The 11,557-nt window shown below is 70.5% G+C and carries 11 protein-coding genes; all 11 read left to right on the top strand.

Annotated elements, in window-relative coordinates:
• The coding region (locus IJH84_RS08820; RefSeq protein WP_295142537.1) for an ABC transporter substrate-binding protein at nt 1-1,534 on the top strand (1,534 nt) is incomplete at its 5' end.
• Nucleotides 1,531-2,466 (top strand): ABC transporter permease, encoded by a 936-nt coding sequence (locus IJH84_RS08815; RefSeq protein WP_295142535.1) that lies wholly within the window; start codon nt 1,531-1,533, stop codon nt 2,464-2,466. The genes IJH84_RS08820 and IJH84_RS08815, both read left to right, overlap by 4 nt.
• A complete protein-coding gene (locus IJH84_RS08810) occupies nt 2,463-3,371 on the top strand; it encodes an ABC transporter permease (protein WP_295142532.1) in 909 nt (302 codons plus the stop codon). The genes IJH84_RS08815 and IJH84_RS08810 overlap by 4 nt, the downstream gene beginning before the upstream one ends.
• Nucleotides 3,364-4,167: an ABC transporter ATP-binding protein gene (locus IJH84_RS08805; RefSeq protein WP_295142530.1), complete on the top strand. Its 804-nt coding sequence runs from the start codon at nt 3,364-3,366 to the stop codon at nt 4,165-4,167. The genes IJH84_RS08810 and IJH84_RS08805 overlap by 8 nt, the downstream gene beginning before the upstream one ends.
• Nucleotides 4,164-4,991 (top strand): ABC transporter ATP-binding protein, encoded by an 828-nt coding sequence (locus IJH84_RS08800; RefSeq protein WP_295142527.1) that lies wholly within the window; start codon nt 4,164-4,166, stop codon nt 4,989-4,991. Before IJH84_RS08805 ends, IJH84_RS08800 begins: the two co-directional genes overlap by 4 nt.
• Entirely contained in the window at nt 4,988-5,938 is a 951-nt protein-coding gene (locus IJH84_RS08795; RefSeq protein WP_295142524.1) for an aldo/keto reductase, read from the top strand. The genes IJH84_RS08800 and IJH84_RS08795 overlap by 4 nt, the downstream gene beginning before the upstream one ends.
• Before the next feature lie 77 nt (nt 5,939-6,015).
• A complete protein-coding gene (locus IJH84_RS08790) occupies nt 6,016-6,777 on the top strand; it encodes an aldolase/citrate lyase family protein (protein WP_295142522.1) in 762 nt (253 codons plus the stop codon).
• Nucleotides 6,774-7,883 (top strand): exo-alpha-sialidase, encoded by a 1,110-nt coding sequence (locus tag IJH84_RS08785; protein ID WP_295142519.1) that lies wholly within the window; start codon nt 6,774-6,776, stop codon nt 7,881-7,883. Before IJH84_RS08790 ends, IJH84_RS08785 begins: the two co-directional genes overlap by 4 nt.
• Nucleotides 7,880-8,818 (top strand): phosphoglycerate dehydrogenase, encoded by a 939-nt coding sequence (locus tag IJH84_RS08780; RefSeq protein ID WP_295142516.1) that lies wholly within the window; start codon nt 7,880-7,882, stop codon nt 8,816-8,818. The genes IJH84_RS08785 and IJH84_RS08780 overlap by 4 nt, the downstream gene beginning before the upstream one ends.
• Before the next feature lie 90 nt (nt 8,819-8,908).
• Entirely contained in the window at nt 8,909-10,321 is a 1,413-nt protein-coding gene (locus tag IJH84_RS08775; protein ID WP_295142513.1) for an Nramp family divalent metal transporter, read from the top strand.
• A gap of 94 nt (nt 10,322-10,415) precedes the next feature.
• Nucleotides 10,416-11,557, top strand: a 1,142-nt coding sequence (locus tag IJH84_RS08770) for a gamma-glutamyltransferase family protein (RefSeq protein ID WP_295142510.1), incomplete at its 3' end; no start/stop codon positions are given.

The following is an 11,557-nucleotide window of genomic DNA, read 5'->3' as shown; positions in this document are numbered from 1 at the left end:
CGCCGGTGCCGCCGCGGGCGGTCTCGGCGCGTTGGGGGCGCTCGGGGCCTGCGCGGGACCGACCGGCAGCCCGGGCGGGGACACGCTCGTCCTGGCGCTGAACCGTTCGCTGGTCTCGCTGGACAACAAGCTCAACCAGTTCGAGGCGGCGGTGACCGTGCAGCGCGCGGTGCGCCAAGCCCTCACCCGCATCGGCCCCGACCTGACCCCGCGGCCGGTGCTGGCCGAGCGGTTCGAACTCACCGCCCCGACCGAGTGGACGGTTCGGCTGCGCGCGGGAGTGCGCTATTCGGACGGAACTCCGGTCACCGTCGCCGATGTGGCCACGGCGCTGGAGATGTACCGGAGCGTCAACGGTTCGTTCCTCGCGACCTTCTTCCAGGAGTGGCCGGAGGTCGTCCCGCTCGATGCGCGGACTTTCCTGCTGCGCAGCATGAATCCGCTGCCCACTCTGGACTACCTGATGGCGAACATCCTCATCACCCCGGCCGCGGCCAACCGGCCGGAGGAGTTGCAGGACGGCGTCGGCAGCGGCCCGTACGTGGTCACCGCCGCCAACCGCGGGACGGGGGATTACTCACTCGCCGCGAATCCGCGGTATTGGGGCACACCACCACGAACCCGCCGGGTCGAAGTCCGCTTCCTGCCGGAGGAATCGAACCGGGTGGTATCGCTGCGCAGCGGTGAGGTCGATGTGATCGACACGCTCTCGCCGGATTCGGCCGACCAGCTGCGCGGCTTATCGCAGGTGCGGATGCAGACCACCGGCGGAACCCGGATCAACCAGCTCTTCTACAACTTCCGGAAACCGGCGGGGCATCCGCTGTCGGACCCGCGGGTGCGGCGCGCGCTGACCTTCGCCATCGACGGGCGCCAGCTGGTCGACGACGTCTTCACCGGGTCGGTGGCGCAAGCGACCGGACCGGTGCCGGACACGCTGGCCGGAGCGGTGCGCACCGGCGAGTACGTCCACGACCCGCGGCGCGCCCGGGAAGAACTCGCCGCCGCCGGGGTGCGCGACGGTGAGCTGAAGCTGCGGATCATCTGGGAGACCGGGGAATTCCCCAACGACACCATGGTGATGGAAGCCGTGTTGCAGATGTTGCGGGAGGTCGGCGTTCGCGCGGAGTTGCAGCAGTTCGAGCCGGGCGGCGACATTTCGCAGTGGCGCCAGGGTCGCGGCGGGGACTGGGACGTCATCGGGAACGGCTTCAGCACCCCCACCGCGCTGGCGGCCTCTGCGCTGCAGGGCATGTTCGGCAGCACACCGGAAGACGAACGCAGCCGGGACACCTACCAGGGATACGTGTTCCCGCACATCGCGGAACTCATCCGCCGTGCAACGTCCGAAGTGGATCCACGGATGCGGCATGAGCTGGTTTCCCGTGCACAGCGCGAAGTGTGGAACACCTGGCCGTGCCTGTGGGCGTTCGTTCCGCGCGTCGTGCTGGCCCAGCGGGCGCGCGTGCAGGACCTGAGCCTGGAGCCGACGAACTCCTACGAACTCGCGGCGGCCGGGGTGAGCACACCGTGACCGGCTACTTGTTGCGCCGCATCGGACAGAGCGCGTTGACGGTGCTGCTGATGGTTTCCGTCGTGTTCGTGCTGATCCGGCTCGCGCCCGGAGACCCAGCCGCGGCCTACGCGGGACCGACCGCGAGCCCGGCGGAACTGGCGCAGGTGCGCGAGCAGTTCGGCCTCGACGATCCGATTCTTCAGCAGTATTGGGGATTCCTGCGTGGACTCGCGACCGGCGATCTCGGCACCTCCTACTCGTTCCAGGCACCGGCTTTCGACGTCGTGCTCTCCCGCGTTCCCTACACGACGACGCTGGCGTTCTCCGCGATCGCGGTGACGATGCTCGTCGCGGTGCCGCTGGGCGTGTGGATGGCCCGCCGTGCCGACAGCGGCCGCGAAGTGGGCGCGAACGTGCTGACCATCGCCGGGCAGTCGATGCCGGAGTTCTGGAGCGGCATCATGCTGCTGACGGTTTTCGCCGTGCTGGTGCCGGTGCTGCCCGCATCCGGGTTCACCACTTGGTCCGGCCTGGTGCTACCGACTCTGACCGCCGCGGTGCTGCAGATCGCGCTGATCTCGCGGCTGGTGCGCCGCGAGATGGCGGGCAACCTCACCGCGCCCTACCTGGTGGCGGCGCGCTCGCGCGGCATCGGCGAGCGCGGGCTGGTGTGGCGCTACGCCATCGCCAACTCGGCGATCCCGGTGCTGACGGCGCTGGGCACGAGGTTCGCCGCGATGCTCAACGGCGTCGTGGTCGTGGAGGTCGTGTTCGCCTGGCCCGGAGTCGGCTCGCTGGTGGTGCGGGCGTTGGAAACCCGCGACTACCCGCTGATCCAGGCGGCTGTGCTGGTCACCTCCGCGTTGGCGATCCTGGTGCAGCTGCTCGTCGACCTGGCCTACCCGCTGCTGGACCCGCGGGTGCGCCTGGGCAAGGCGGTGGCGGCATGAGCGAGTCCACATTGGAGCGTCCGAGCCGGGTCACCGCGCGGCAGCTGTCGCGGTCGTCGACCGCGCGGCGGGCCCGCGCGGCCGGAGCGAAGCTGTGGATCGGAGTGGTCTGCACGCTCCTGGTGGTACTGCCGGTGGCGCTGGCGAACGTGCTGCCGATTCCCGGGCCCAACGAGCAACACCTCGCAGAGCGCCGGTTGCCGCCGCTGGTGGGCGGCCACCTGTTCGGCACCGACCAGCTCGGCCGCGACCTGCTGGCGCGGGTGCTGCACGGCGGTCAGGTTTCGCTGCTGATCGGAGTGCTGGCCGTGGTGGTCTCCGGGCTGATCGGGATCGCGCTGGGCTCGCTGGCCGGGTTCTTCGGCGGCTGGATCGACGCGCTGGTCTCCCGCGCACTGGAAGCGCAGATGGCGTTGCCGCTGCTGATGATGCTGCTGCTGGTGATCGCGCTGTTCGGCCCGTCGGTGCCGGTGATCACTGCGGTGATCGCCGTGGCGCAATGGCCGGAAGTCGCGCGGCTCGCCCGCTCGCTGGTCGTGGTGGAGCGGGAGAAACCCTACGTGCAGGCGGCGCGGATGCTCGGCCTGCACCGGATTTCCGTGCTGCTGCGGCACGTTCTGCCGAACATCGTGCAGCAGGTGACGCTGGTCGTGCTGTTGCTGCTGGCGCAGGCGGTGCTGCTGGAGAGCTCGCTGAGCTACCTCGGCGCCGGTCCGCAGCGGCCGTTCGCCACCTGGGGCCGCATCATCTCCGATGGCCAGGACTACATCACCACCTCGTGGTGGATGGTCACGCTGCCCGGCCTGGTGATCGTGTTGCTGGTGGTCGGGGTGAACCTGCTCGGCGACGGCTTGCGCGACCGGGAACCGAAGGCACCGCGCGGAACGGGGTCGGATGATGCCTGAACTGCTCGAAGTGGACGATCTGCAAGTCGAGCTGATCACCGGGCGCGGCGTGGTCCGCGCGGTGGACGGCATCTCGTTCGGCCTGGCCGCGGGCGAAACGGTGACGCTCATCGGCGAGTCCGGTTCGGGCAAGTCCACCACCGCCCTCAACCTGCTGCGGCTGTTGCCGCCGGGTCTGGCGGTGCTTTCCGGACGGGCGTTGCTGCAGGGCCGGGACGTGGTTTCGGAACCGGATGCTGCTGCGTCGCTGCGCGGACGCGGAGTGTCGCTGATCCCGCAGGATCCGATGACCGCGCTGAGCCCGGTGCACACCGTCGGCAGCCAGCTCGCCGAAGCCGTCCGGCTGCGCGGCGCGTCCCGCTCGCAGGCCAAGCGGCGTGCGCGGGACCTGCTCGAGCAGGTGCGCATTCCGGAACCCGGCAGCCAGTTGCGGAAGTACCCGCACCAGCTTTCGGGCGGGATGCTGCAGCGGGTGCTGATCGCCATCGCGCTGGCCGGGGAACCTCGGCTGCTGGTGGCCGACGAGCCGACCAGCGCGCTGGACGTGACCGTGCAGGCCGGGGTGCTCGACCTGCTCATGGAGGTTCAGCAGGACACCGGTGCGGGCATCCTGATGATCACTCACGACCTCGGGGTGGCGCGGCTGGTCTCCGATCGCATCCACGTGATGCGTCACGGCCGGTTCGTGGAAAGCGGCGAAGTGGAGCGGATCGTCGAGGACCCGGCCGAGGATTACACGCGCGCGCTGCTGGACGCGGTGCCGCGGTTGGGATCGTGGGACGGAGAGCGCCGATGACCGCAGCATTGCTCGAAGTGCAGGACCTCGTGGTCGAATTTCGCGCGCCCGGCGGGGTTTTCCGCGCGGTGGACGAGGTGGGCTTCGCGGTTCGGAAAGGCCGGACGCTGGGCATCGTCGGCGAGTCCGGTTCCGGCAAGTCCACCATCGCGCGCTCGCTGGTGCGGCTGAACACGCCGACTTCCGGGCGGATCCTGTTGGACGGCACGGACATCGCGGGTCTCGGGGAACGCAGGCTGCGGCCCCTGCGGCATCGCGTGCAGATGGTCTTCCAGGACCCGTACGGCTCGCTCGATCCGCACTTGAGCGCGGCGGAGATCGTCGGCGAACCGCTCAGGATCCGCGGCGTGCGCGGCAGGACCGAGCGCGACCGCCGGGCCGCGGAGTTGCTCGACCAGGTCGGATTGCCCAGCAGCGCACTGCACCGGCGACCGCACGAGTTCTCCGGCGGCCAGCGCCAGCGCGTCGGGATCGCGCGCGCTTTGGCGAGCCATCCCGAGGTGCTCGTGTGCGACGAGGCCACCTGCGCGCTGGACGTCTCCGTGCAGGCGCAGGTGCTCGCGCTGCTGCGGGAGTTGCAGCGCGAGCACGGCCTGACATACCTGGTGATCTCGCACAACCTCGGCGTGGTCCGGGAAATCACCGACGAAGTGCTGGTGCTGCGCCGAGGACGCGTCGTCGAGCACGGGCCGACCGAGCACGTCCTCAACAGCCCGCAACACCCCTACACCCGGGACTTGCGCAGTGCCGCGCTGGACCCGACCGCGATGCGCGGGCGCAAACCGCGCGATCTGCTCACGACCGAACGGAGAGTGCACGCATGACTTCCGAGAACCGCCTGGTGCTGGGCACCATGACGTTCGGGGACACAGTGGACGAATCCGGTGCGGCGCGGATGCTGGACGCGGCGCTGGAAGCGGGAATCACCAGTGTGGACACCGCGAACGGCTACGCGGGCGGGAAGACCGAGGAGATCCTGCGGGAGCTGCTGCCTGCGCGGCGGGAACGCATCGCGCTGGCGACCAAGGCCGGGATGCCGCATCCGGACGCCGGGGAGCACGCACCGCTGTCGGCGAAGGGGCTGCGCGCGAGCGTCGAAGGCAGCCTGCGCCGGTTGGGCGTGTCGCACGTGGACCTGTTCTACCTGCACCAACCGGACCGTTCGACCGCTCCGGAGGAGACGCTGGGCGCGGTCGCCGAACTCGTCGCCGAAGGCAAGATCGGCGAGTTGGGCGTGTCCAACTTCGCCGCCTGGCAGATCGCCGAACTCAACCACGCCGCCGACCGCACCGGCGCGCCGCGGCCGGTCGTCGCGCAGCAGCTCTACAACCTGCTGGCCCGGCGGATCGAAGCCGAATACGCCGAGTTCGCGGCGACGACCGGGCTGCGCACCATGGTCTACAACCCGCTGGGCGGCGGGCTGCTGACCGGGCGGCACCGCTTCGACCAGGCCCCGGCCGGTGGCCGGTTCGATGATTCGCGGCTGGCCGCGATGTACAAGAAGCGCTATTGGGACGCGTCGCTGTTCGAGGCGGTGGACCGGCTCTCGGCGATCGCCGGGGACGCGGGGCTGGAGCTGACCGAGCTTTCGCTGCGGTGGCTGCTGGACCGTCCCGCGACGGGATCGCTGCTGCTCGGCGGGTCCAAAGTGGAGCACCTGCGAGCCAACATCGCGGCCGTGCAAGCCGGGCCGCTGCCCGCGGACGTGGTGCGTGCCTGCGACGAGGTCGGTGCCTGGCTCAACGGCCCGATGCCCGCGTACAACCGCTGAGCCGCTCAGCGCCGAACTCCGAGACCTCGACTCGATCCACAGCGTCCGATACGGACACAACGAACCGAAGGAGCAACATGATCGCCGCCGAGTTCGCCGCCAAGCTGCGCGGCCGGGAGAGGACCGTCGGTTACTGGGCGGTGCTGGACGCCCCGGTCGCCACCGAGCGCATCGCGCGCCTCGGGTACGACTACGTGGCCATCGACGGCCAGCACGGCCTGGTCGGCTACTCGGGCATCCGCGACGGGATGATGGCCATCGACGCCGGCGGCCGCTCGGCCGGGCTGGTGCGGGTGGAAGCCACCGACCTCACCGCGATCGGCCGGTCGCTGGACGCCGGTGCCGCCGGAGTGATCGTGCCGCTGATCGACACGGCCGAGGACGCCGCGGCTGCCGTGCACGCCACCCGCTACCCGCCGCGCGGCGGGCGCTCCTACGGCCCGATGCGCTCGGGGCTGCGGATCGGGCCGAAACCGGCTGATGCCGATGCGGCGACCGTCGTGCTCGCGATGATCGAGACGCCGAAGGGCTTGGCCAACGTCGAGGAGATCTGCGCGACGCCGGGCTTGGACGGTGTCTACGTTGGACCGTCGGACTTGTGCCTGGCCGTGGGCGGAGCGTTCCCCGGCGATCCGGCGGTCTCCGAGGTCTTCGAGGACGCGGTCGCCACCGTGCGCAAAGCCGCCGAAAAGGCCGGTGTCGCCGCGGGAATCCACACCGCCAACGGCGAACTCGCCGCGCGACGGCTCGCCGAGGGCTACACCTTCGCCAGCGTCGCATCCGACCTGGTGCACCTGGAACAAGTCGCCGCCGAACACCTGAAGGTGGCGGGCGAATGAGCGGGGATCGGCAGGAGGCGTTCCTGCCAGCACCGGACGTGCAGTCGCACGCGGCCAACCTGATGCCGCTGCCGGGCGGGGACCTCGGCTGCGCGTGGTTCTCCGGTACGCAGGAAGGCATGTCCGACATCGACGTGTGGTTTTCCCGCTTCAGCGCGGGAAAATGGGCCGATCCGGTGCGGGTTTCCGACGACCCGGAGCGCTCCGAGCAGAACCCGGTGCTGTTCAACGCTCCCGGCGGCGAACTGTGGCTGCTCCACACCGCCCAGCACGCCGGAGACCAAGACACCGCCGAAGTCCGCGTGCGCACGTCCGGTGACGACGGCCGCACTTGGGGACCGGCCCGCACGCTGGTGCCTGCGTCGGCCGGTGGCGGGGTCTTCGTGCGCCAGCCCGTCGTCGTGCTGAATTCCGGACGCTGGCTGCTGCCGGTGTTCCGCTGCCCGCGACCGGCCACCGGCCGCTGGGTCGGCGACGACGACAGCAGCGCGGTGCTCGTCTCCGACGACGCCGGCCGGACCTGGACTGCGCATGAAGTCCCGGGCAGCACCGGCTGCGTGCACATGAACATCGTCGAACTGGCCGACCGGAGCCTGCTCGCGCTGTTCCGCCGCAGGCAGGCCGATCGCATCCACCTGAGCCGATCCGCGGACGGAGCCTGCTGGAGCGAGCCCGAACCGACCGAGTTGCCGAACAACAACTCCTCCATCCAGGCCGCCGGACTGCACGACGGTTCCGTGGCGCTGGTGTTCAACAACAGCAGCGCCGCCGACGCGACCGACCGCCGCACCTCGCTCTACGACGAGATCGACGGCGAGAGCGACGGCCAACCGCACCCGGGACCGGCGTTCTGGGGAGCGCCGCGCGCACCGCTGACCTTGGCGATCTCCACCGATGGCGGGAGGAGCTGGCCGGTGCGCCGCGACATCGAGACCGGCGACGGTCACTGCATGACCAACGACTCCCGCGACGGGCGCAACCGGGAGCTGTCCTACCCGTCGATCGCGCAGACCGCGGACGGGCAGCTGCACATCGCGTTCACCCACTTCCGCCGGGCGATCAAGCACGTGCGCTTGCACCCCGGCTGGGCCTCGGAGGCCGCATGACGATCTTGATCACCACTCCCACCTTCGGCCGGTTCTCCACCGAGCCGTGGCGGATCCTCGAAGCGGCCGGCGAAGTGTCCCGCCCGCATCCGGACAAGATCATGCCGCCGGAAGAGCTGCGCGAGCGCATCCCGCACGCCGAGGCGCTGATCGTCGGCATGGACGACATCGGCGCGGAACTTCTCGACGCAGCACCGAAACTGCGCGTCGTGGCCAAGCACGGCGTCGGCGTGGACACCATCGATGTCGCCGCTGCGCGGAAGCGCGGTATCCGCGTGGTGTGCGCGCCAGGCAGCAACTCGCGGGCCGTGGCGGAGCTGGCGTTCGGGCTCATGCTCGCCGCCGCGCGCGGCATCGGCGGTTCGCACGCGGCGGTGCGCGAGGGCGGCTGGCCGAAGTTGTTCGGGCCGGAGTTGCACGGCCGCACGCTCGGCGTGCTCGGGTTCGGCCGCATCGGGCGGCTGCTGGCCGGGTACGCGAGCGCGTTCGGCATGGACGTCGTCGCGCACGATCCCTACTTGGGCGCGGAATCCTTTGCAGCGCAGGGTGTTCGCGGCGTCTCCTTCCAGGAATGCGTGTCCGAAGTGGACTTCTTGAGCCTGCACCTGCCGGGCTCCCAGGACGGTCCGCTGCTGGACCGGGAGGCGCTGGCATCGATGCGCCAGGGCGCGGTGCTGGTCAACACCGCCCGCGGCGGACTCGTCGACGAGTCCGCGCTGGCCGAACTGCTGACCGGTGGCCACCTCGGCGCCGCCGGGATCGACGCGTTCTCCGTCGAACCACCGGCAGGCAACCCGCTGTTGACCGCCCCGAACGTCGTTCTCACATCGCACTTGGGCGCGTGCAGCCACCAGGCCAACCACAACATGGGCGCGCTGGTCGCCGAAGACGTGGCCCGCGTCCTGCACGGCGAGCCACCCCTGCGCGAAGCCTGACCTGAGCCGAGTGAACGGACTGCCGGTCCCAATAGATCGGTCGAACGGTCCGTTCACTCGGAAAGCCGCCGGGGGAGAGAAAGGACCGACATGGCAACGACGACCGACCCGGACGCCGCGCCGGCGGATCCGTACGTGCTGCGGCCGGAAGACGCGCGGGAGGCGCCGACGACGTTCGGTGGACGGCTGCGGCACCTCGGTCCCGGCCTGGTGCTCTCCGCCGCGGTGGTCGGCTCCGGCGAGCTGATCGTGACCACCTCGCTCGGCGCCCGCGCGGGTTTCGCGCTGCTGTGGCTGGTGATCATCAGCGCCGCGGTGAAGGTCTGGGTGCAGATGGAGCTGGCCCGCTGGACCATCCTCACCGGCAAGACCGCGCTGCAGGGCTACCGCCAGGTCGGGCCGCGTATCGGGCCGGTGAGCTGGATCAACTGGTTGTGGATCGGCATGGACTTCAGCAAGATGCTGCAACGCGGCGGCATCATCGGCGGAGTCGCGGCCGCCTGCTCGATCCTGTGGCCGATCCACGGCGCGGCGCTGAGCTTCCCGTCGCTGCTGATCTGGACGGTGCTGGTCACCGCGGGACTGGTGCTGCTGCTGCGCAGCGGCCGCTACAGCGTCGTCGAGCGCAGCGCGGTCGCGGCGGTCGTCGTGTTCACCATCGCGACCGTTTCGCTGGCGCTGGCCCTGCCGCTGACACCGTTCGCGTACGGCCTCGCCGAGCTCGGCGAGGGACTGAGCCTGCAGGTACCCGCCGGAACGATCGGCATCGCCGTGTCGATGTTCGGCCTGACCGGAGTCGGCGCCGACGAGATGACCACCTACACCTACTGGTGCCTGGAGAAGGGCTACGCGCGCTGGACCGGGCCGGACGACGGCACCGAGCAGCGCGCCCGCCGCGCCGAAGGCTGGCTGCGCGTGATGCGGCTGGACGTGCTGGTCTCGTGGCTGGTGTGCACGCTGTGCACGCTCTCGTTCTACGTGATCGGCGCGTCGGTGCTGAACCCGCAGGGCTTGGTGCCCGAAGGCAACGACATGATCACCACGCTGTCCCGGATCTACACCGACACCTTGGGTTCGTGGGCGCAGTACCTGTTCCTGTTCGGCGCGATCGCCGTGCTCGGCTCGACCGCGATCGGATCGTCGGCGAGCGTGCCCCGGCTGTGGACCAACGCGCTCGGCCTGCTCGGCGTCATCGACTGGCACGACACCCGTGTCCGCCAGCGCACGGTCCGGCTGCTGACCACGGTGTTCCCGCCGTTGTGGGCGCTGTGCTACCTGTTCGTGCAGGAGCCGGTGCTCATGGTGCAGATCGGTGGGGTCGGCAGCGGGGTGTTCCTGCTCGCCGTGGTCGTCGCGGTGTGGCGGCTGCGCAGCACCGAAGTGGACCGGCGGTTCCGCGCCAATCCCTGGCTGACGGCGGCGCTGGTGGTCAGCAGCGCGGCGATCACGGTGCTCGGGATCTACACGGTGCTCGAGGTCTTCGGCATCAGCATCGGCGGCTGAGGCGGCGGTCGAATTCGTGAGCGGGACGCGACCTTGGACGCGGCGCAGGCCTGTGGTGTTCACTGTCGATGACCCGTTCGGCGGAAGGACCAGGTTGTTCACCACCAGACCGACCCTGCAAGGCACCCACGGCATGGCGGCCTCGACGCACTGGCTCGCCTCGGCCACCGCGATGGCGGTGCTGGAGGACGACGGCAACGCGTTCGACGCGGCGGTGGCCGCCGGTTTCGTGCTGCACGTGGTGGAACCGCACCTGAACGGTCCCGCGGGCGAGGTGCCGATCATCTTCGCGCCCGCAGGTGGCGAGCCGGTCGTGCTGTGCGGGCAAGGACCCGCCCCGGCGGGAGCGACGATCGAGCACTACCGGGGCCTCGGGCTCGATCTGGTGCCCGGCACCGGACCGCTGGCATCGGCGGTGCCCGGCGCGTTCGACGCCTGGCTGCTGCTGTTGCGCGACCACGGCACCAAAGAGCTCGCCGAACTGCTGAAGTACGCCATCGGCTACGCGGCTGGCGGCTACCCGGCGGTGGCGCGGATCGGGCAGACCATCGAGGTCGTGCAGGAGCTGTTCAAGACCGAATGGCACTCGTCGGCGCAGCTGTACCTGCCGGACGGCAAGCCACCCGCGCCCGGTGCGCTGCTGCGCAACCCGGCGCTGGCCGAAACGTGGCGCCGAGTCCTCGCCGAAGCCACCGGCCCCTCCCGCGAAGCCCGCATCGACGCCGCCCGGCGCGTGTGGCGCGAAGGATTCATCGCCGAAGAACTCGCCGGCGCCGCCGCGCAGTCCACCATGGACAGTTCAGGCGAGCGGCACGCCGGAACGCTCACCGGCGAGGACATCGCCGCGTTCACCGCTTCCTACGAGCAGCCGGTGAGCTACCAGCGGGACGGCTGGACGGTGTGCAAAGCCGGTCTGTGGAGCCAGGGCCCGGTGCTGTTGCAGCAGCTCGCGCTGCTGCCGGACGAACTCGACCCGGCGAGCCCGGAGTACCTGCACACGCTGATCGAAGGCACCAAGCTCGCGATGGCCGACCGCGAAGCCTGGTACGGCGACCGCACCGAGGTCACCATCGCCGAACTGCTCGACCCCGGCTACAACGCGAAGCGGCGCGCCCTGATCGGCGAAGAAGCCTCCCGCGAGCTGCGCCCCGGGCACCCCGGCGGCCGCGCCCCGCAGCTGAGCGAGCACGCGCACCGGGTCCGCTCCGGCCCGCTGGAGCTGACCGCCCCGGCCGG

This window comes from Saccharopolyspora sp. (genome assembly GCF_017434145.1).
In the GTDB taxonomy this organism is placed as follows: domain Bacteria; phylum Actinomycetota; class Actinomycetes; order Mycobacteriales; family Pseudonocardiaceae; genus Saccharopolyspora_C; species Saccharopolyspora_C galaxeae.
The sequence above is the reverse complement of the archived record's forward strand: the minus strand, read 5'-3'. Positions and strand labels throughout refer to the sequence as shown.